General features: G+C 35.5%; 16 protein-coding genes. 5 read left to right on the top strand and 11 right to left on the bottom strand.

Annotated features, from left to right (window positions below):
• Positions 1 to 8 precede the first annotated feature (8 nt).
• From ushA to A9G22_RS07350, 8 genes are all read right to left on the bottom strand, one after another.
• A complete protein-coding gene (ushA, locus tag A9G22_RS07315; RefSeq protein WP_075508605.1) occupies positions 9 to 1,694 on the bottom strand; it encodes a bifunctional UDP-sugar hydrolase/5'-nucleotidase UshA in 1,686 nt (561 codons plus the stop codon).
• A 29-nt stretch (positions 1,695 to 1,723) separates the two neighbouring features.
• On the bottom strand, positions 1,724 to 3,025 hold the full coding sequence (locus tag A9G22_RS07320) for a pyrimidine-nucleoside phosphorylase (RefSeq protein WP_065585926.1): 1,302 nt from the start codon (positions 3,023 to 3,025) through the stop codon (positions 1,724 to 1,726).
• Positions 3,026 to 3,196: 171 nt separating this feature from the next.
• The gene (locus A9G22_RS07325) at positions 3,197 to 3,592 is read right to left on the bottom strand and encodes a cytidine deaminase (RefSeq protein ID WP_075508606.1); all 396 of its coding nucleotides are present in this window, start codon (positions 3,590 to 3,592) and stop codon (positions 3,197 to 3,199) included.
• Between the two features lie 31 nt (positions 3,593 to 3,623).
• On the bottom strand, positions 3,624 to 5,597 hold the full coding sequence (locus A9G22_RS07330) for a bifunctional 2',3'-cyclic-nucleotide 2'-phosphodiesterase/3'-nucleotidase (RefSeq protein ID WP_065585924.1): 1,974 nt from the start codon (positions 5,595 to 5,597) through the stop codon (positions 3,624 to 3,626).
• Between the two features lie 29 nt (positions 5,598 to 5,626).
• Positions 5,627 to 6,796, bottom strand: a complete 1,170-nt coding sequence (gene add / locus A9G22_RS07335) for an adenosine deaminase (protein WP_075508607.1) — start codon at positions 6,794 to 6,796, stop codon at positions 5,627 to 5,629.
• Positions 6,797 to 7,077: 281 nt separating this feature from the next.
• Entirely contained in the window at positions 7,078 to 8,331 is a 1,254-nt protein-coding gene (locus tag A9G22_RS07340; RefSeq protein WP_075508608.1) for a nucleoside permease, read from the bottom strand.
• A gap of 102 nt (positions 8,332 to 8,433) precedes the next feature.
• Positions 8,434 to 9,150: a purine-nucleoside phosphorylase gene (gene deoD, locus A9G22_RS07345; RefSeq protein WP_065582920.1), complete on the bottom strand. Its 717-nt coding sequence runs from the start codon at positions 9,148 to 9,150 to the stop codon at positions 8,434 to 8,436.
• 52 nt (positions 9,151 to 9,202) lie between these two features.
• Entirely contained in the window at positions 9,203 to 10,432 is a 1,230-nt protein-coding gene (locus tag A9G22_RS07350; RefSeq protein ID WP_065586023.1) for a phosphopentomutase, read from the bottom strand.
• Positions 10,433 to 10,888: 456 nt separating this feature from the next.
• Here A9G22_RS07350 and murB point away from each other — a divergent pair, with 456 nt between their 5' ends.
• From murB to birA, 3 genes are read left to right on the top strand one after another with little or no spacing between them, the layout of a single operon-like run.
• Positions 10,889 to 11,899 (top strand): UDP-N-acetylmuramate dehydrogenase, encoded by a 1,011-nt coding sequence (gene murB / locus A9G22_RS07355; protein ID WP_065585921.1) that lies wholly within the window; start codon positions 10,889 to 10,891, stop codon positions 11,897 to 11,899.
• Between the two features lie 59 nt (positions 11,900 to 11,958).
• Complete coding sequence (locus A9G22_RS07360; protein ID WP_075508609.1) at positions 11,959 to 13,101, top strand: MFS transporter; 1,143 nt, start codon at positions 11,959 to 11,961, stop codon at positions 13,099 to 13,101.
• Positions 13,076 to 14,029, top strand: coding sequence for a bifunctional biotin--[acetyl-CoA-carboxylase] ligase/biotin operon repressor BirA (gene birA / locus A9G22_RS07365; protein ID WP_065585919.1), 954 nt, complete (start codon positions 13,076 to 13,078; stop codon positions 14,027 to 14,029). The genes A9G22_RS07360 and birA overlap by 26 nt, the downstream gene beginning before the upstream one ends.
• A 67-nt stretch (positions 14,030 to 14,096) precedes the next feature.
• Here the strand turns inward: birA and A9G22_RS07370 are convergent, their stop codons facing one another.
• Positions 14,097 to 16,421: a zinc/cadmium/mercury/lead-transporting ATPase gene (locus A9G22_RS07370; RefSeq protein ID WP_075508610.1), complete on the bottom strand. Its 2,325-nt coding sequence runs from the start codon at positions 16,419 to 16,421 to the stop codon at positions 14,097 to 14,099.
• Positions 16,422 to 17,004: 583 nt separating this feature from the next.
• On the opposite strand from A9G22_RS07370, the gene A9G22_RS07375 reads away from it, so the two are divergent.
• A complete protein-coding gene (locus tag A9G22_RS07375) occupies positions 17,005 to 17,919 on the top strand; it encodes an endonuclease/exonuclease/phosphatase family protein (RefSeq protein WP_065585917.1) in 915 nt (304 codons plus the stop codon).
• Between the two features lie 233 nt (positions 17,920 to 18,152).
• Here the strand turns inward: A9G22_RS07375 and A9G22_RS07380 are convergent, their stop codons facing one another.
• Positions 18,153 to 19,091 (bottom strand): 5'-nucleotidase, encoded by a 939-nt coding sequence (locus A9G22_RS07380; RefSeq protein ID WP_065585916.1) that lies wholly within the window; start codon positions 19,089 to 19,091, stop codon positions 18,153 to 18,155.
• Between the two features lie 199 nt (positions 19,092 to 19,290).
• Between A9G22_RS07380 and A9G22_RS07385 the strand changes: the two genes are divergently transcribed.
• Entirely contained in the window at positions 19,291 to 20,517 is a 1,227-nt protein-coding gene (locus A9G22_RS07385; RefSeq protein ID WP_075508611.1) for an MFS transporter, read from the top strand.
• Between the two features lie 91 nt (positions 20,518 to 20,608).
• Here A9G22_RS07385 and surE read toward each other — a convergent pair whose 3' ends face one another.
• Positions 20,609 to 21,388 (bottom strand): 5'/3'-nucleotidase SurE, encoded by a 780-nt coding sequence (gene surE, locus A9G22_RS07390; RefSeq protein ID WP_075508612.1) that lies wholly within the window; start codon positions 21,386 to 21,388, stop codon positions 20,609 to 20,611.
• Positions 21,389 to 21,397: the final 9 nt, after the last annotated feature.

The following is a 21,397-nucleotide window of genomic DNA, read 5'->3' on the forward strand; positions in this document are numbered from 1 at the left end:
CTCAATACTTATTTATCAGTAATAAATTGTGTTGGTTCATAATCAGATGCGTTAATTGGAGAATTTTCCTCAAAATATTGTTTTACAACATCAGCATCTCGATAACCAGTATCCACATATGTTGGTGATGTATTAGTTATTGGATAACCGTCACCACCTGCTGCTAAAAAGTCAAGTGTGGCAATGCGATATGATTTTTGTAAATCAATAGGTGTATTATTAATTTTTACCTCTGCGATATTATCGCCAGATCGTATTAAGATGACATTTTTCAAATGGGGAAATCCACCCGAACCTTGTTTTTTATTGAGTACCACTTTAAGGTAATCGATTAATTCGCTACCTGTTAATTCAAAATAAACAACACTATTGCCAAAAGGCTCAACTTTTAGAATATCGCGATAAGTAATATTACCTTCAATTAACGAATCGCGAATCATGCCTCCAGACATAATACCAATATCCGCATTGGTTTTTTCAATAAAAGCGCTGAGTAACAACTGCCCCATATTACTCTGTTGATATCTTACAACACCGCGATCACCTTCAAGTCGACCGGTTAATTCACCAATTTTAACTAGTAATTGTTGTTTGCCTTGTTCTTGATAAGGTTTTAAATTTTCCAGTAAATTTTTATCTTGTATAATCTCTTTAGTGTAATATTCAAGGCGTTTTGTGCCGTTACCATTATCCACTTCTTTTTTTAGATTGATTGGAATTAATTGGTAATTTTGCAAAGTTATTTTGCCATTTAAAAAGACAAAATCAGCGCGCCCAACATATTTCCCCCATTCGTGAGCTTGTACAATCCATGTGCCGTTTTGTTGATCGGGTGCGCAGGGAGTGCCTGGTACATATTCGGTAATGCGTTTATTCGGGCTAGCCATACAAACGGGATTTTGCGAATGACCACCGACAATCATATCTAATTCGCCTCTTTGTAAGCTTCTGGCTAATTCAACATCCCCTGGTGCCATAGATCCATGTTCGCCATTTTCGTAATGACCCATATGTGTTACGGCAATCATCATGTCTGGACGTTCAGTTTTTTTTATATGGGCAATAATTTTTTGTGCTTCGGGTAAGGTTTTTCGAAACTCAACTTCATCGGTATTTTTAGGTGAAGCTAAAAAAATGGTATCATCAGTAGTTAATCCAAATACCGCTACTTTGATACCATTTAAATCAAATATTTTGTAAGCATCAAAAACACGATTCTCTGTGCCTTTAAAGTAAGTATTAGCAGATAAAAATGGAAAATTGGCCCATTTTTGTTGTTCACGAATAACAGTTAAAGGATGATCAAATTCATGATTACCTACCGCCATCGCATCGTACCCAACTTCATTCATACCTAAAAAATCGGGTTTGGCTTGAAGTACATCAGATTCAGGAACGCCAGTATTAATATCACCACCAGACAGAAGCAACAATTTTCCTCCTTTAGCCGCTACTTCCTTTCTTACTTCATCGACAACTGTTTTTTGTGCAGCAAGACCATATTCACCAATATCATTTTGCCAAAAACGACCATGATGGTCGTTAGTGTGTAAAATAGTAAATTGATAAGGCTTGTTTTTTTCCCAACTCGACGTTGTTGAAGGTTTAGTTGAAATAGCCGCTATAGCGTTAACTGAAAATATCCCCAAAACTACAATCAGTGATATTTTTTTATTCAAATTTGAATGATACATGGTGTCTCCTAAATCCTTATTGCCAATGATTACTCCGTAATCACTTTATAAATTAATTGTGTTTCATTTGCACAATCACTAACAATAATATTGTCATACAATTTTTGCTTTATCGTATCAAGCTTATCGGTATTGGCATGAATTGTTAACAACGCTTCACCTTCGGCAACTTTATCGCCCACTTTTTTATGTAATATGATTCCAACAGCGGGATCGATGATATCTTCTTTGGTTGCGCGTCCTGCACCTAGTTGCATTGCAGCGATCCCGATTTGATCTGCGATAATTTTTGATACATAACCTGATTTTAGTGCTGGTAGGGCAATTTGGTAAGGTGCACTAGCTAATTTTTCAGGATGATCAACCATTGAACTATCACCGCCTTGTGCTTCAATTAAGGTTTTGAACTTCTCGATAGCTTTGCCGTTTTTAATGACTTCTTGAAGTTTTGCTCTGGCTTCTTCTAATGTTTTTGCTTTATTGGCAAGCACAACCATTTGGCTACCTAATGTTAAAACCAATTCAGTTAAATCAGTAGGACCATGACCTCGTAAAGTATCAATGGCTTCTTTTATTTCAAGTGCATTACCAATTGCAAAACCAAGTGGTTGTGACATATCTGAAATGATTGCCATGGTTCTGCGGCCAATTTGGTTGCCAATATTCACCATTTCGTGGGCTAATTTTTCTGAATCAGCCATATTTTTCATTAGTGCGCCATCGCCTGTTTTGACATCAAGCACAATAGCATCAGCGCCTGCCGCTAATTTTTTACTCATGATTGAGCTAGCAATTAGCGGAATAGAGTTAACAGTGCCTGTGACATCGCGTAATGAGTAGAGTTTTTTATCTGCTGGTGTTAAATTGCCCGATTGACCGATTACCGCCAGACCTTTTGTATTAACTTGATTAATAAAATCTTGTTTACTTAATTCAATTTTAAATCCTGGGATAGACTCAAATTTATCAGTGGTACCACCTGTATGCCCAAGTCCACGACCTGACATTTTAGCTACTGGCACATCTAAGGCTGCAACTAAAGGAGCAAGAACTAAGGTTGTTGTATCGCCCACACCACCAGTTGAGTGTTTATCAACTTTAATGCCTTGAATTGATGATAGATCAACGGTATCGCCCGAATACATCATTGCACTGGTTAAATCTGCACACTCTTTTGATGTCATACCTTGATAATAAATGGCCATTAATAAAGCACTAACTTGATAATCGGGGATGGTGCCATTAGTATAGTTGGTGATAAAAAATTGGATTTCATCTGTGGTCAATGCATTGCCATCACGTTTTTTTTCAATAATATCTACAAATCTCATAACGATTCTCTCTTAAAATCAATAAATCAAGTTAGTGTATTGCTCTGTTCATACCAAGTATGATTGTTTAGTTTTTGTCGAAAATAGTCGACTAAAAATTGGATACTATAAATAAATCTCAAATTATATTTACCATTTTTTTTATTCATTTTCCTTTAAAACAAACCAAAATTAATCTAGATCACTTGGTGAAAAAGACCAAGGTAATAATTCACCCACCGTTGTTTCTTGGATTTTTCCTTGCATATTGGTCAAAATAACAGGCATATCTTTAGCACAAAACTCGCTAATAACTTGGCGACAAGCCCCACAAGGCGAAATCGGACCCTCGGTATCACCAATGACTACCAATTTTTTAAATTTTGTTTTACCTTCAGACACCGCTTTAAAAATTGCCGTTCGTTCTGCACAATTGGCCAATCCATAAGAGGCGTTTTCAATATTACAGCCTAAAACTGCTTCATCATCTTCGGTAATGAGCACGGCACCAACCTTAAATTTAGAATAAGGCACATAAGCTTGAGAACGGGCGGTTTTAGCAAGTTCAATCAGTTTTTCAATTTTCATATTGATAATCCTTGAATCGTAATAATACTAATTAAATTTTGGGCTGAGTGTTAACTGGCGACTGCAAATCTATTCGATAAACCCCTAAACCAGATGTATCTGTGTCGATAAAGCGAATAGGGTATAATGAATGTTTTTCAATATAAGATTTAGCTTCATCCGCGGGTGATGTTTCAAAGCGAATATCCAATTTTATGTCACTAGTAATTGGGGCAATTTGCCAATTATTATCAACGGTAACATTCACTATGCCATATTTTTGGGTGATATTGGTGATATAAGCCGAAAGAATCAATCTTAAATCATCTGGCGAATTAAATTTGATATTTTTTTCACCAGTACCCGGAAATATGCCGCTATAAGCACGATAATTATTGGTGGCAATTAAGAATTTTTGATTAGGGACAATTGGTTTTTGCTGATAAGTCAGATGGCTAATTCTTTCAGAGGTTGGATTAATTAACTGACAATTTGCATCATAACGTGGTGGTTTGGTCACATCTATTTGATAATTCACTCCATCAATAATATCAAAATTATAAGTTCTAAATTTGTCCCAATTAATTAGATATTGTGGTTGTGATGAATTTTTATCTATTTGATTATACATACCGGCTGAACATTCCAGCCACTCTTTAACATCTTTACCTGTAATTTTTATGGCTGACAAAATATTAGGATAAAGGTAGATATCTGCGGCATTTCTAAACGACAAATCGCCTTTTTTGATATCAACAAAAGCACTTGGATCGTTTTTCCTGCCACCGGCTTTAAATGGTGCAATAGCTGATAGAACGGGTAGACCATCAAGGTCAGGATCCCCTTGAATAAACTGCTTAACGTAATTGATTTGCGCATCGCTAATAATTTGTAAGGCAGAAGTATCTTCGACCAGGGCTAAATAGCTCGTAATATCAGTTGAAACTTTACCAATTGGCTTGCCAACAAATTCACGCGTGCCTTTATGGTCTTTTTTTAGAATATTGACAATCTTTTTGTCGGCTTCAACTAGTGCCTTCTTATTTTTTACATCATAAATAGGTCTAGCTTCGGATTTACCTGAGGTTACTTGCCAATCGGATTTATTACCCTTTAGCACTAAATCCACCACACCTAAATGGCTACCCCATTGACCAGGCATCACAGCTGGGACATGATTAATATTGCCGGTTTTAAGATCTGTATTTGGTAGTGATTTAAACTCTTCACTAGGAAATACGCCGTGAGAGTGACCAAACATAATCGCATTAATACCCTCTACTTGGCTCAAGTAGTAAACCGAATTTTCAGCTAACGCTTTATAAGGTTCAGTCGATACGCCAGAGTGAGGAATCGCAATAATGACATTGGCACCTTGTTTTTTCATTTCGGGCACTAATAATTTGGCAGTTTCAGTAATATCTTTAACGACAACTTTGCCATCAAGGTTAAGTTTGTCCCATTGCATAATTTGTGGTGGAACAAAGCCAATATAGCCAATCTTAATTGTATGCTTCTTGCCCTTCCTATCAACCACTGGAGTATCTACAATAATATATTGTGTAAAAAATGGTTTATTGGTTTTGGCATCATAAACATTTGCGTTAACGTAAGGAAATTTAGCTCCTGAAAGGCTTTTTTGCAGAAATTTCAATCCAAAATTAAATTCGTGGTTACCAATATTACCGACAGTATAATTAAGCGTATTGAGTGCTTTATAAACAGGATGAATTTCGCCATCATTAAGACCTTTATTTACTGCGTAATCAGCCATTGGACTACCTTGAATCAAATCGCCATTATCAACAAGAACACTATTTTTTACCTCACGTCTTGCTTGATGAATCAAATTGGCGGTTTTTACTAACCCAAACGTATCAGCTGGTTGATCTTTAAAATAATCATAATTCATCATGTTACCGTGTAAGTCAGTGGTTTCAATAATCCTTAAATCGACCGTCGCAGCATTAACAGCGCCAGATATACATAGGGTTAAAAAGGTTAGGATTAATTTATTTTTTTTCATGCAAATCTCCTATTATTCTGACAAATTAATTAGTTAACGGGTATGGCTAGTAATAGTTTTTGATATTCTAAAAATCTGTCAATGATTGCTGGATGATATTTTTTGTCATTAATAAATTTTTTTAGCAACTGCTTATCTTCAGAGGTAAAACACGAAAGAACCTGCTCAGTCAAACGACTTTTAACCGATTCTTCAATAAATGCGGCTTGAATGCCACACAGCGTTATATCAAGCAATTCTAATCGTGAAAATGCAAAGATGGATTGAGCAATGTGATACTCTTTTTCAATATCGGTGCCAAAAATTCCAGCATCATCTGTATTGAGGGTAATGCGAACGCCTTGGTCATAAAGCTGCCTTATTGGGTGCTGATAAATATCACCATGCAATTCATTAACTAAAATTCGATTACTCGTTAAAGCAATTTCGAGAGTAATTTTTTTATCGACCAGTTCACAAATAAGCGCTTTGTTTTCAATAGCACGAATGCCGTGTCCGATTCTATTTGCACCGTGCTTAAGGGCTTGAACAATACTCTCGGCTGAATCAATTTCACCAGCGTGATACGATTTCTTTAAATTAAGCTTAGCCGCCAAATCATGGGTATCTTTAAAATCATCAAAATGTCCGGTCATTTCGTTGCCAGCAATATTAAATCCTGTAATAAATGGATGATGATTATGTTGAATAAAACGCAACGTATCATAAACAACTTTTGCACCTAAGTGCCTAACGCCAATAACATGATATCTAACCGTAATATCATAATCATTTTGTACCTTTATAATCGCTTTGTCCATTTGAAAAAGTGTCTGATTAAATCTTTCTTTATTCCAAATAATTTCGCCATTAACTTCAGTTGTGCAAATATGATAGGGGGACAGGAACAGTTCGCAATAAATTAATCCTTGCTTGGCATTTCTATAAAGAAAATCGTAAGTAATGGAATAATAATCTTCAGGGTCTTTTAGAAAGTTAGAAACGGTATCATACGTTTTGATAAACTCTTCAAATTTGGACTCATCATACAAATATCTACCATTTTTATATTCTTTAACGTTATATTGATCAGGTTGATAACATAATGTATCAGGAAAAGAAATATTATTTTTTCGAGCTAGCTGATGAGCCATAATAGGGGTAATACTTCCTTCAATGTGCTCATGTAATATGACTTTGGGTATAATTTGATCGTTCATTAGGTATTTAATCTATTTTAAATGAGTTAAATTGGCTTTAGTAATAATGACATTAACACACTTATCAAAAACTCAAAATAGCATACTTAGTATTGCTAATTATAAATGGGGCTATTTTACATTGATAAGACACCTGTCTGCTATATCTTTTGTATTACTTATTTATATTTTTGTGGAATGAATCATATTTTTAAACTAATTTTTTACTGATAAAAAGGCAACAACGTTTATTGTTGCCAACATATTGATGTAAGTGGAGATGTCCGCTACACATTGAATTATTAATTAGCTAGTTGATTTGTTTTCACGTTAGGATTTTCGTTTTTAAAAAGCAGCATAAACACAATAGCTAAAACCAAAGCATAACTAGCAAAAACAAGCCAGACTGTTTGCCAATCAATGCCACTTGTAGTTGTGTAATGATCGACTACAAAGCCACTAATTACCGAACCTAAATAAGCACCAAGCCCATTGGTCATGGTCATAAATAGTCCTTGAGCACTATTACGAATAGTTGGCGATACCGATTTTTCAACATACATCGAACCTGATATATTGTAAAAGTCGAAGGCACAACCATAAACAATCATTGAAAGAAGTAATAGTATAAAACCGACTGGAGATGGATCACCATAAGCAAATAAACCAAACCGTGCAACCCAAGCAAACATACTAATTAGCATAACGTATTTGATACCTAAACGTTTCATAAAGAAAGGTACAAATAAAATAAATACCACTTCTGAAATTTGAGAAATAGATAATAGTACGGAAGGATACTTAACCACTAAGCTATCGGCATATTCAGGAAATTTTTCAAAATCATGTAAAAATGGATTACCAAAGGTGTTGGTGATTTGTAAAATGCCACCTAATAAAACTGCAAATAAAAAGAAGATAGCCATTCTAGGTTGTTTGAATAAGACAAAAGCATCTAATCCTAATGAGCTAATGATGTTTTTTTCATCATTCGTGTTTTTTGTTGTTGGAATTAATGGTAATGAAAATGAATAAAGGCTGAGTAACAAAGAAGATGCAGCAGCGATATAAAGTTGCATACTACTAAGTTCTAACTGTAAAAAACTCACAAGCCACATGGCAACAATAAAACCGATCGTGCCAAAAATTCTGATACAAGGGAAGTGAGTAATGACATCAAGTCCTTGTGATTCTAAGCATGAATAAGAGATTGAATTTGAAATGGCGATAGTAGGCATGAAAGCTAAGCAATGAACAAGTATCACTATCATCATCATGAAAGGTGATGTGACAGAAGCCGCAATAAATAGCGTTATCGCACCGATTAAATGACAAAGCATATACAAACGATTAGCAGGTATCCATCTGTCAGCGACAATACCAAGTAAGCTTGGCATGAATAACGAAGCGATGCCCATTGTTCCATATATTGCTCCTACTTCAATACCAGTAAATTCTAATTTACGCATCATGTAAGAACCTAGGGTGATTAACCAGCTTCCCCAGATAAAAAATTGCAAGAAAAATATAACTTTAAGTTGAAACTTAATATTCATTTATGATTCCTTAATAAACGCGATCTTGTATAACCTATTATCCAAATATTAATAAAATAATTATTTGATCAAAATAAAAAATGGCAGATTTCCTGCCATTTTTTAGTTTTGATTTAATAAAACAGACTCTAGTGCAACGGTGATCATTTCTTTAAAGCCTAACTGTCTTTGCTCTGCTGACATTGCTTCGCCTTTTCGAATATGATCTGAAACCGTGCAAATGGCCAGTGCTTTTGCACCATATTCGGCAGCAACCCCATAAATGCCGGCAGCCTCCATTTCAACGCCTAAAATATTGTACTTTTCCATAACATCAAACATATCAGGCTCAACACTATAAAAAAGATCTGCAGAAAAAAGATTACCAATTTTAACATTTACACCTAATTTTTTTGCGGCATTAACGGCATTACAAGTTAAATCAAAATCGGCGATAGCGGCAAAATCATGATCTTTAAAACGTAAGCGATTGACTTTTGAATCGGTACAAGCGCCCAAACCAACAATAACATCACCCACGTTAACATTAGGACTAATTGCACCACACGAACCAATACGAATGATGTTTTCAACACCGTAAAATTTAATCAGTTCAGTTGCGTAAATTGAACAAGATGGAATGCCCATTCCATGCCCCATAATTGAAACTTTTTGACCTTTGTAATAACCAGTAAAACCTAACATGGCTCTTACATTAGTAATTTCTTGTGCGTTTTCTAAAAAGGTTTCTGCAATGAATTTTGCTCGTAGCGGATCGCCAGGCATTAAAACGGTTTTTGCAAAAGCATTATCAATGGCATTAATATGCGGGGTAGACATCAACTTCTCCTGATATTTGTTTCTAAATCGATATTATTTGAACTTAAGTTACTTATTTTTTTATAAATGATTTACCGTAATCCATTGGCGATAAATCAAAATAATCGGCAACACTTTGCCCAATATCGGCAAATGTTTCACGATGACCTAAAGATCCAACTGGCACACTATCTCCATAAACAATGACAGGGATATGTTCTCGAGTATGATCAGTACCAGGCCAAGTTGGATCGCAACCATGATCGGCACTAATAATAAGCAGATCGCCGGGTTTAATAAGTGCCAACATCTCAGGAAGGCGACGATCAAAATATTCTAACGCAGCAGCATAACCCGATACATCACGGCGGTGACCATAAGAGGAGTCAAAATCGACAAAATTAGTAAATACAATGGTGTTATCTTTAGCTTGTTTGATTTCTTCAAGTGATGCATCAAATAAAGCTTCAATACCAGTCGCTTTCACTTTTTTAGTAATCCCAACTTGTGCATAAATATCGGCGATTTTACCGATTGACACTACAGTACCGTGTTTTTCATCAACCAGCTTTTTAATCATCGTTGGAGCCGGTGGTTCAACAGCAAGATCGTGACGATTACCCGTACGCACAAATTCACCTGTTTTTTTACCAACAAATGGTCTAGCAATAACGCGACCAATATTGTAGTTACCTTTATTCAGTTCGTCACGAGCAATTTCGCAAATTTCATAAAGTCTATCTAAGCCAAATGTCTCTTCATGACAGGCAATTTGGAAGACTGAATCCGCAGAAGTATAAAAAATAGGTTTGCCAGACGCCATATGTTCTTCACCAAGCTCATCAAGAATAATCGTGCCTGATGAGTGACAATTACCAAGATAACCGGGAAGATTTGCGCGAGAAACAATTTTATCTAAAAGATCTTGAGGAAAACTGTTAGTGGTATTAGTAAAATAACCCCAGTCAAAAAGGACTGGTACACCGGCAATTTCCCAATGTCCTGAAGGTGTATCTTTACCCGATGAGATTTCACTGGCATAACCGTATGAACCAATAATTTCGCCTTCTGTCATCATGCCTTTAGGATATGCTCCGGTCGACTCATAGGCGGCTTCTATTAAGCCTAATTTTCCTAAATTAGGTAATTTTAATGGTCCACTTCGACCTTGTTCCGCTTTACCTAATGCACAAGCTTCTGCAATATGGCCTAAAGTATTAGCTCCTTCATCGCCATATTTCTTTGCATCTTCAGCGCCGCCGATCCCAAACGAATCTAGGATCATAATAAAAATTCTTTTCATAATTTCCTCTAACTCATAAGCAAAAATTAACTTGCGCACAATTAATATAATCAATAACAGCCTACCAAATGACAATGGTTGTTTTTTATACTACAAATCGATGATTTAGGCTATAATTCATAAAAACATTGCTTGGCTAGTTATAATACACGATAACAAAAAACAAAAAAGATTTAAGCATTGCTTTAGTCGAATATTTGTATAAATAATGTGATGAACTTTAACTTAGTCATTCTTTTGTAGCCAAAATGTAAATAAATCGTTTTTTGAAGAACACGATTAATAGCAAATTTATAGAAAAATTCAAAATCGTTCACGACTAAATAATTAATCAAATAAGCTTAACCAATGTGGTAATATAGACAGCAAATGCGATAGGACCCAAACTATAATAATAACCTATAATATCGGTTGACTTTTGGGGAACTATTTTCACAAAAATAAAGGTAGTTATCAATGAAACAAAAAATTCCTAATACATTTGGTCTAACTGTTTTTGCACAACAAGTTGTTACTATAACCACAGTTGAACAGTTACAACAAGTTTGGCAAGATAACACCCAAAATTCACCGATTATAATTATTGGCGAAGGTAGTAACACCCTTTTTACCTGTGATTTTGATGGTATTGTTATTGTTAATCGCATAAAAGGTATTACTATAACCGAAACAGAACAAGCGTGGTATTTAAAAGTGGGGGCAGGTGAAATTTGGCATGATTTAGTGTCAACAACTATTGCGCAAGATATATCGGGACTTGAAAATCTAGCATTAATTCCGGGTTGCGTTGGTTCGGCACCGATCCAAAACATTGGTGCTTACGGTGTTGAGTTTCAAAACGTTGCTGATTATGTAGAACTGCTTGAGCTTGCTACAGGCAAAATCATCACTGTAACCGATGGTCAATATGGATATCGTGAAAGCATCTTCAAAAAAGCATATTTGCAAGGTTATGCGGTCATCAATGTTGGTATTAAATTACCCAAACAGTGGCAACCAGTATTAACTTACGGTGAATTACGAAACTTTGATCCAAAAAATGTCACCCCAAAAATGGTCTTTGATAAAGTATGCGAAATTCGCCGCAGTAAATTGCCCGATCCAAAAGTTCTTGGCAATGGAGGGAGCTTTTTTAAAAACCCCGTAGTCGATAAAATTGAGGCAGATAAGCTACTTGAAATTTATCCGAATATGCCAATATATCCACAAGCCAATCATCAAATAAAATTGGCCGCAGGTTGGCTTATCGATCAGTGTGGTTTAAAAGGCTATCAAATAGGCGGAGCTGCCGTGCATCAACAACAAGCGCTCGTATTAGTCAACAAAAACCAAGCAACAGCGCAAGATATAGTTGAATTAGCTCGTTATATAAAAAAATGTGTATTACAAAAATTCTTGGTGAGTTTATCGCCAGAAATCCGATTTATCGGCAACTCGGGCGAAATTGATGCTGGCAGTTATTTATAATTAATACCAAATTATAATTGCCCGCAAATTATAACCCATAAATTATATGCGATAACATTATGAAACATTCGTATTCATTTCCTATTTTATTAACGAGTTTACTCTTTGTGACTATCTCGTTATCAGCTCTCAATACGCAAGTGCCATTGTGGCTAGTGCGTAATGAGTTTTCGCTTGGGCAAATTGGTCTTGTGGGATCAAGCTATTTTACTGGTAACTTGATTGGTACCGTTTTTGCCAATTGGTTTATTAGTAAATTTAATGCTCGCCACACTTATACCTACAGTTGCATTATTTTTGCCATTGCAACTATTGGTTTAAGTTTTTCAATGAATTTTTATAGCTGGGTAATGTGGCGCTTTTTTATTGGCATTGCATGCGCTGTCACTTGGGTGGTGATTGAAAGTTGCATATTACTCACCGGTCCAGTGCATACACGTGGGAAAATGCTTGCAGTTTATTTAACCACTTATTATTTAGGCACGGTTTTGGGGCAAGCTTTGTTACAGTATTTTCCACAAGATGTCTTGTATTTTGGATTGGTTATTATGTTACTGATGGGGCTAGCGATTTTATTTATTTTGCGTACACATTATAAATTACCAAAAAGAAAAAAAAGCAGCTTTGATATTATGCCAATGATATTAAATAAACCCTCTCGGCTTGGATTAACCGGGTGCGTTATTGCCGGTATGTTAATTGGATCGTTATATTCACTCTTGCCAGTTTATTATTCAAACTTGGGTTATAGTGATATTCAAGTTGCTAATTGGATGATTTTACTTATTTTATCTGGTGTGGCAGCACAAATGCCAGCCAACTGGTGTGCCGACAAATTTGGGCGTCAAGTTGTATTGCTAATTGAATCGCTGCTCATGTTGGCCGCATGTATCATGCTTATATTCAATTGGTTAGATGCGTTGGCAATTATCTTATTAGGTGCAACGATTTACACCATTTATCCCATATCCATGGCTTGGGCTTGCTCGTGTGTTAAGAAGCAAAATATTGTGGCTATGAATCAAGCAATGTTATTAACCAACACGTTAGGAAGCTTAGTTGCTCCTGCGGTGATTGCATTCATCATGGATAAAACAAGTAATACCTATTTATTTGTTAGTTTTGCTATAATTTCGTTATACTTCGTTATCTTATTAGCTAAAAAAAGAGGAACGAATGCGCAGCTACAAAAATCCACTTAAATTAATTGAAATACTAGCCGATGGTCAGTTCCATTCAGGGGAAGAATTGGCAACCATATTTGGCATAACACGTGCTGGTATTAATAAATATATCAAACAACTGCGTGAGTGGGGAATAGCGTTAACGTCTGTGCAAGGTAAAGGTTATTGCTTGGTATCTCCTCTTAATTTGCTTAATAAAGCAAAAATAGACCAGTATTACCAGTCAAATAGTCACTGTGAAATATTACCGATTATTGATTCAACCAATCAATATTTACTTGATCGAATAGGTCAATTAACAACGGGCGACTGCTGCGTGGCTGAATTTCAATCAAAAGCGAGAGGAAGGCGTGGGCGAAAATGGTTTTCACCTTTTGGAACTAACCTATATTTTTCAATGTATTGGCGATTAGATCAAGGCATAGCGGCGGCAATGGGGCTGAGCTTAGTTGTTGGTATTGTCATTGCCGACATCTTACGTACATTATCAGGTCAAGACATTAAAGTTAAATGGCCAAATGATCTTTATCTTAATGATCAAAAATTGGCCGGTATTTTGGTTGAGCTCGCGGGTAAAACCGGCGACTGTGCCCATGTTGTGATTGGTGTTGGCGTCAATCTAACCATGACAAACCCCGATACCAACATAGTTAACCAAAAATGGGCTAATTTAGGTAACGTTGATCGTAATTTACTTGTTGCACAAGTCGCCAAAGTCTTAAAAAGACAATTAATCGAATTTGAAAAACATGGTTTAGCGCCATTTATTCATGATTGGAATAGACTAGATAACTTTGCCAATCGCCCAGTAAAACTATTAATTGGCAATAATATCATTCGTGGAATAGCAAAAGGCATTGATGATCAAGGTGCCTTATTACTAGAACAAAACGGTAAAATCCATGCCCATATTGGTGGCGAAATATCATTAAGAATTGATGAGTAATAACCAAAATATTATTTAAAAAACTATTCCGCTTGTTACAAGCGGAATAGTTTAAGTAAACAATTTTTTAACTTTTATTTTTAAATTTTAAAACTCTAAGCGCATTAGCGGTAACAATCGCAGTCGTGCCTGAATCAGCCAACACTGCTAGCCATAGCCCAGTAAAGCCAAACAAACTGGTCACCAAAAACACGAGCTTAATTCCCAATGCAATGGTAATATTTTGTTTAATATTACGACGTGCAAAACGCGTTAAACGAATTAACTTGGGCAAACTTAGCAAGCTATTTTTAGTTAATGCGGCATCGGCAGCTTCTAGCGCAACATCTGTGCCACTCCCCATGGCAATACTCACTGTTGCGGCTTTCATGGCTGGTGAATCATTAATACCATCGCCCACCATAGCAATTGACGTTGTGTTTCGGATCTTTTCAATGGCAATCAACTTATCGGCAGGCAACAGTTCAGCGCGGTAATCCATACCTAACTTATCGGCAATAGCTTTAGCTGCTCGCGCATTATCACCTGTTAGCATCAAAGATTTAATACCAAGCTGATTAAGTTCATTTATTGTCGTCGTTGCATCAGGCCGCAGCATATCTTGAAGAGCAATAATGCCCATCAGTTGTTGACTTGCTACCGCAACCACCACGGTTTTACCGGCACTTTCAAGCTCCGCTATGATTTTAGCGTGTTCATCATTTAAAGGCGTTGAAACGGTCGCAACTTTGCTTGGCGAAACAATATAAAAAGTGTGATTATCAATCTCCCCTTGAATACCAATCCCCGCGATTGCTTTACGATTATCGGCCTGATTAATGCTTAGCTGATTTTGTAAGGCATAATCAACAATAGCTTTACCAATAGGATGATGCGAACCACTTTCAACCGAGGCAACCAGTGTCAATAATTGTTCTTTTGAAATATCTTGTGAAATCACATCGGTTACTTGTGGTTTACCTTCAGTTAAGGTACCTGTCTTATCAAACGCAACCAGTTTAACCGAACCAATATGCTCTAACGCTGCACCGCCTTTAATTAGCACACCTTGCTTTGCCGCATTAGACAGAGCAGATGTTATTACCGCGGGGGTTGAAATCACAAGTGCACAAGGACAACCAATTAATAACAATGTCAGGCCACGATAAAAACAAGTATACCAATCAGCATTGAGTAACAAAGGTGGCAAAACAATCACCAATAAAGCAAATAAGGCGATTGTAGGTGTATAATAACGGCTAAATTTATCAATAAAACGTTCAATAGGTGCTTTGCGCTCATCGGCATCTTCAATCATTTGTAAAATGCGATCAACTGCATTTTGCCCGACTTCTGATACCACTTTAAGTTGAATTGTATTATCAACCACCAGCGAACCAGCCAAAATCTTATCGCCTGAAAGATAATTAACCGGAATGGATTCGCCAGTTAATGCGCTTTCATCAATATTGGCTTGTTCGCTCATCAAAATCACATCAGCAGGCAACCTCCCTCCTGATGAAATTTCAATAATATCATTGGGTTTTAAACTATGACTGGCAACGGTTTTTCGTGCTCCATCAATGATTATTACAGTCTCTTCTGGCATGAGCTGAGCGAGCGAGGAAATGCCTTTTTTTGCTTTACTTGTTGCAACACCTTCTAGCATTTCACCAATCATAAATAAAAAAATGACCATGGTGGCTTCTTCGGCTGCACCAATAAATAAAGCACCAATAGCTGACACGCTCATTAACGACTCAATCGCAAATGGTGTACCACTGCGCGTTAAAACCACCGCTTTTTTTAAAATAGGAATTAACCCAACAATTGCCGTCACTATAAAGGTGTATTTGCCAACGTTTTGATTACATAATAAAAGGATATAGCTCACCACAATTAAAGCACCTAATCCCCCTAAAGGGATTAATACTTTTTTATCAAAGCTATGGAAATGCTTATGATGATGAGAATGTTCGGGGGATGATTCAAAAATAGGTTTATAACCTAACTCAGTTACTTTATCTTCAATCAATTTAATGGTTTGTTCATTCTTTTGCGGAATAAACACCACTAATTTTTCGGTGGAAAATACCATCTTGATTTGGTTAATATTGGGTAACGCTTTTAAGCTGTTTTCAATTTGTTGCGCACAGTGTGCACAATCCATGCCTTTTATTTTCCAAGTTAATTTAGTTTGATTGCTTTGCCTGTCGGGGTCATCGGAAGGATCATCAAACTCATTTTTGGGGCTAGTCGTATGGGTATCGCCACCAGAACAATGCGTTGAATCTTGATGACAATTTAGCTCATGAGATAAAGGTGTATGATTATGCGCCAGATTTTGACAGTTATCATGACAACACTCATGGAAATGATGTTCGTGGTACATATATTTGTTATTATATAACATAACGTTACCTCGTTTTTGGGATGATTTTGATTGTACGCCAAAAAATAAAAAAGGAAATCATTTTTGTTTTTATACACCAAAAAGAGTGGATTAGTAACTTAGTTTTTTAAAATTAAAAACTATCAAAAATCAACAAAAACATCTTTTTATGCTCAATCATATATTTTTCTGCAACTTTTCTCCAAGATTTTTCAAACTTTTTTGCCAAATCTTAATTGATATTATTATTTTTCTTACTTAAGTTCTGCCGAGTAAGGTGAGTAGTCTACATTAAATAGACGAGTTAATTGTTATCCGTTTTATTCGACATTAACCCTCTCTTATTGTACATAAAACAGTCGATAATTTTGTTCTTGGAATACTAAGGCTGTAGGAATTAAAAGGATCAAAATTGTTACAGAAATTAAAAAAACGTGTTGCACTACATGGTTTTAATATCGTTTAACAAAATATAAGACTCAATGCTTTAACTTTATCTTATAAATTGTTATTTGTGATAATGATCGCAATTTAAAAAGTAAATTCCCTTTAATCTTAATATGGTCAAACTTTATCAAATTTTTATATATAAAAGGAAAGTTTTATGAAAAAGAATATTTTTGTATTGAGTTTAATTGGAATGTTTTCACTGTTCCCAAGTCTTAGTGCAGCTACAGAATCTACAGACTTAGTTGAAACACAATATTACAGTTCGCCCAATAAAGTTTATGAAAAAAATGAACAACCTCAAATAACCATCGCTAACTTTAATATCGCTGGCGGACTAAGAAAACACAAAGTTGATCTTGATTTGGTGTCCAAAGCAATTAAAGCAATGGGTGCAGATATAGTTACGCTCGAGGAAGTTGATCAAAACACGACACGTAGTGATAATTTAGATCAAGCAAAAATTATTGCTGAAAAAGCAGGAATGTATTATGTCTTTGGTAAAGCAACAGAGATGAAAGGGGGCAACTACGGTAATGCAATTTTATCCAAATATCCAATCGAGAAAACTAAAGTATTTCCGTTACCTTCGGGTAATTTTGAACAAAGAATACTCATGTTAAGTAAAATTAATGTACCAGGTTTTGATTCACCTATTTATGTGTTTAACACACACTTTGATTGGCACGAAGAAGATGACGTAAGAATGTCGCAGGCTAGATTTATTAATAGCATTGTTTTTGATGATCTTGATTTGGATGATGAGTTTCCAAACCTTGCATCAAGTATAATGCTACTACTTGGTGATTTTAATTCAGTAAAAAATGATCGCGTAGTGAAAGAATTTGAAAAATATTGGAACTTAGTTAAACAAGAAAATGTGGATACAAGAACATGGCCAGCGGGTAATCCTGGATTAGATCTTGATCATATTTTTACTAGTCGTAATCAAATTTGGAATGTAGAAAAATTAGTTATTCCTAATAATGGCGAAGAGTGGAACGGCATAAGTTGGCCATTAGTCAGTGACCATATTCCTGTTATTGCTAAATTAAAACTCATTGAACAATAAAAAGCGTTTGAAAACCCATGTTCTTATTTCAATAGAGAATTAATTTTATAGTAACTATATAATTATCTTAATTAATCGAATTGTAAGTAGGCTATAGGAATCTAAAACTTGTCGCTGTACTGGAATAGAATTTCGGGAGAGGGTTGTTGTTTACTGTTTTAAAATTATGCTCTCTTTATAAACTGAGAGCATAATTGGAAATAAATATTTGAATAAATTTTATTGTAAATATCTTATTTTTTATTCGTAATGCCGAATGGAATATGTACTGATGGTAAAATTTGGGAAGGTTTTTCTAAATGAGATTCTTGATCATCAAAAAAGACATGTGGTTTCATGATTTCTAAGACCTTATTTTTTTCAATCCCTCCTAGAAAAAATGCTTCGTTAATTTCAATTCCTAAATCTCTCAAAGTATATATAGCTCTTTCATGAGAAGGTGCGCTTCTGGCTGTTACAATAGCTGTTTTTAATATTGGTTTATAATTTGTATCTTGTTCAATTTTTTTATGTTCTAATTTTTGTATTTCAGCTAGCCGACGAATAAATTTGTTTAGTGGACCTGGATTATGAAGAATATTTTTCTTAGTTCTTTCATTATCATGAAAATCATCTAAATTCTGTGTAATTTGATAAATACTTTCTGATTCATCATCAACTATTACACCATCAAAATCAAATGCAATACGAAGTTCTAAATCTTTGGAATCATCATCTGTGATATTATTTTCAATTACTCTACCTGCGGGATAACCCGCCTTTATCGCTTGAATTACGTCAAAAGAATTTGCAGATAGGAACAATTCAATATCAAAAGCTGGAATGTATTTCAATGGTGATGATCCTTGCAAAAAAACAGCCCTTGTCATGTTTAATTGATGATGTTCAATTGATTTCATGACTCTTAGTCCCGTGTCAGGATCATTTCTTGATAATAAAATTACTTCTACTAATGGATCATTTAGTGATGGAGATAAAACATTTAAAGATAATAATCTTTTGATAAAAGGAAAAGCTACGCCTTCTTTGAGTGGTTCATTTTCCTTATCTCTTTGAAATTTTCGATATTCTTTATCACCTTTTTCTCGAAAAATTTTATCTGATTCTTCTAAATCGAAAAGTGCGCTAGATGCAAGACCAATAACAAGTCTTTTTGTTAAATCATAAGCCATTTATTTATAATATTCCTTTCATTGGATGAATAAAACTATATGTGAATTTTTTACTTATTACAATTAATTTTATTCAATAAGTTAATAGTAAAGATTATTACTAATAGTTAGTTTATTACTTAATAGATAGGTTTTTCATCTTACTTTTATGTCGATATTCAGTATATAATCTAAAAAAACAACCTAATGGAGGGTTTTTATGGTTCATGAAACTTCGTTTCGTCAAAAGCAAAGTACTATTTTTTTTGCTTTTTTAGTGACCACTTTTATTGTTGGTATTGCAGGTGCTTTACAATCCCCCACATTAAGTCGATTTTTAACTTTTGAAGTCAATGTTGATTCACGTTTAGTAGGGCTTTTTTTCTCGATTAATGCTTTAGCGAGCATTGTGGGTAGTTTTTTATTGGCTAAATATTCCGACCAAAAGGGTGACAGGCGTTATATTGTCATTTTCTGCTGTTTAATGGGTATTGCTAACAGTGTCATCTTTGCCTTTTCACGTCACTATTTGGTGTTAATCACCCTTGGGGTGCTGTTTGCTGCGTTATCGTCTGCTGCTATGCCACAAATTTTTGCCCTAGCGCGCGAATATGCGGTTAAAACGGGACGTAATGTTGTGGCCTTTAATTCACTTATTCGTGCTCAACTTTCGTTAGCTTGGGTGTTTGGCCCGCCAATTTCATTTGGTTTAGCCGTTAAATTTGGCTTTACGGTTATGTATTTAACCGCCATGAGCATGTTTATAGTCGCGATGCTGTTTGTTGCCATTTTTTTACCTTCAGTTGCAAAAAATCCCACTTCACAATTCAATAGCGCAACAGAGCTACAAGCGGCAAATCAACCAATTTGGAAAAACAGGAATGTGCTTTGCTTATTGTTATCCACCGTATTTATGTGGACAGCAAACATGATGTATATCATCGATATGCCGATTTATGTGGATGTTGTATTGCATCTATCTGATTCATTGCCAGGGATGCTAATGGGGCTTGCTGCGGGTATTGAAATCCCCGTTATGATCATTGCAGGATATTTAGTGCCTTATTTAGGCAAACGAAATCTGTTTTTTATTGCGATTATCTGTGGCTTAATTTTTTATATTGGTATTATTTTTTGCACAGATAAATCCGCATTATTAGCATTACAGCTATTTAACGCGCTATTTATTGGGATTGTGGCCAATATTGGCATTATCTATTTTCAGGACTTATTGCCAACTCAAATGGGAGTGGCTTCAACTTTATTTAATAATGGTGTTGTCTTTAGCATAATTATCGCTGGAATGTTGCAAGGATTTGTCTCAGAAGCCTATGGACATGAGGTTATCTATTGGATTGCGTTAGTTATGGTTGCGATATCATTATTATTTTGTGCATTGGTGAAAGATGCAAACAGTAAAGCAGCTGAAAGGCGAGTAATCAGCTAGATAATTAACCACAAAAGAATTAACAACGAAAAGATTATTAAATGTAACTTCGTCTTTCCCAAATGCGAGAAAGACGAAGCCTCGGAAACCATTAAATATCAAATGTGTTTAACAGTTTTTCATAAAAGGCATAATCTGTCCTTTCATAACTCAATGGTGTAATGGTAATAAAGTCGGCATTAGTGGCATCAAGTTCTTTATTTTCATCAATTATTTGCAAATTACGTTTAGCTCTGAACCAAAAGTAATCATTACCTTCGGGATCTTGGGTTGGCATCACTACAAAACGACTTACATCGCTATCGCCTTGTTTGGTTATTTTCAAACCTTTAACTTGATGTGCCGCACAGGCAGGAAAATTAACATTAAAGCAGATATTTTTCGGAGCCGATAATGAAAGTAATTTAGCAATAACTGATTGTGCATGGTGCTTAGCACAATCCCAATTAGTTGGCTGATTATCTTCACTGGTTACTTGACTTAAAGCAATCGCAGGAATGCCCAACGTCATTGCCATCATTGCCGCACCAACCGTGCCAGATAAGACTGTTTCAAAGCCTACATTCGAACCATTATTAATTCCCGATAGCACAAGATCAGGTAAATGATCCGCCATCAAATATTTAATCGCAAATAACGCACAATCGGCAGGTGTGCCATAAACGGCAAATTCGTGTTTACCACGCTGAGTAACTCTAAATGGCGATTTTAAGCTTACCGAACACGATACACCACTTTGATCTATCGCTGGCGCAACAAGCCAAACCTCGTGGGCTATTTGCTTTGCGATTTCGTGCAATAGCTTAATGCCCGGTGCATCAAATCCGTCATCATTCACTAATAAAACGCGGTTAACTAGCTTATTTAGCATATTCTTTCC

The organism is Gilliamella sp. App2-1 (assembly GCF_001690255.1).
GTDB lineage: Bacteria > Pseudomonadota > Gammaproteobacteria > Enterobacterales > Orbaceae > Gilliamella > Gilliamella apicola_G.

What these genes read in the sequence shown, in the direction of transcription:
- ushA (WP_075508605.1), bottom strand. Translation starts at nt 1,694, where the DNA reads ATGTATCATTCAAATTTGAATAAAAAAATATCACTGATTGTAGTTTTG.
- A9G22_RS07320 (WP_065585926.1), bottom strand. Translation starts at nt 3,025, where the DNA reads ATGAGATTTGTAGATATTATTGAAAAAAAACGTGATGGCAATGCATTG.
- A9G22_RS07325 (WP_075508606.1), bottom strand. Translation starts at nt 3,592, where the DNA reads ATGAAAATTGAAAAACTGATTGAACTTGCTAAAACCGCCCGTTCTCAA.
- A9G22_RS07330 (WP_065585924.1), bottom strand. Translation starts at nt 5,597, where the DNA reads ATGAAAAAAAATAAATTAATCCTAACCTTTTTAACCCTATGTATATCT.
- add (WP_075508607.1), bottom strand. Translation starts at nt 6,796, where the DNA reads ATGAACGATCAAATTATACCCAAAGTCATATTACATGAGCACATTGAA.
- A9G22_RS07340 (WP_075508608.1), bottom strand. Translation starts at nt 8,331, where the DNA reads ATGAATATTAAGTTTCAACTTAAAGTTATATTTTTCTTGCAATTTTTT.
- deoD (WP_065582920.1), bottom strand. Translation starts at nt 9,150, where the DNA reads ATGTCTACCCCGCATATTAATGCCATTGATAATGCTTTTGCAAAAACC.
- A9G22_RS07350 (WP_065586023.1), bottom strand. Translation starts at nt 10,432, where the DNA reads ATGAAAAGAATTTTTATTATGATCCTAGATTCGTTTGGGATCGGCGGC.
- murB (WP_065585921.1), top strand. Translation starts at nt 10,889, where the DNA reads ATGAAACAAAAAATTCCTAATACATTTGGTCTAACTGTTTTTGCACAA.
- A9G22_RS07360 (WP_075508609.1), top strand. Translation starts at nt 11,959, where the DNA reads ATGAAACATTCGTATTCATTTCCTATTTTATTAACGAGTTTACTCTTT.
- birA (WP_065585919.1), top strand. Translation starts at nt 13,076, where the DNA reads ATGCGCAGCTACAAAAATCCACTTAAATTAATTGAAATACTAGCCGAT.
- A9G22_RS07370 (WP_075508610.1), bottom strand. Translation starts at nt 16,421, where the DNA reads ATGTTATATAATAACAAATATATGTACCACGAACATCATTTCCATGAG.
- A9G22_RS07375 (WP_065585917.1), top strand. Translation starts at nt 17,005, where the DNA reads ATGAAAAAGAATATTTTTGTATTGAGTTTAATTGGAATGTTTTCACTG.
- A9G22_RS07380 (WP_065585916.1), bottom strand. Translation starts at nt 19,091, where the DNA reads ATGGCTTATGATTTAACAAAAAGACTTGTTATTGGTCTTGCATCTAGC.
- A9G22_RS07385 (WP_075508611.1), top strand. Translation starts at nt 19,291, where the DNA reads ATGGTTCATGAAACTTCGTTTCGTCAAAAGCAAAGTACTATTTTTTTT.
- surE (WP_075508612.1), bottom strand. Translation starts at nt 21,388, where the DNA reads ATGCTAAATAAGCTAGTTAACCGCGTTTTATTAGTGAATGATGACGGA.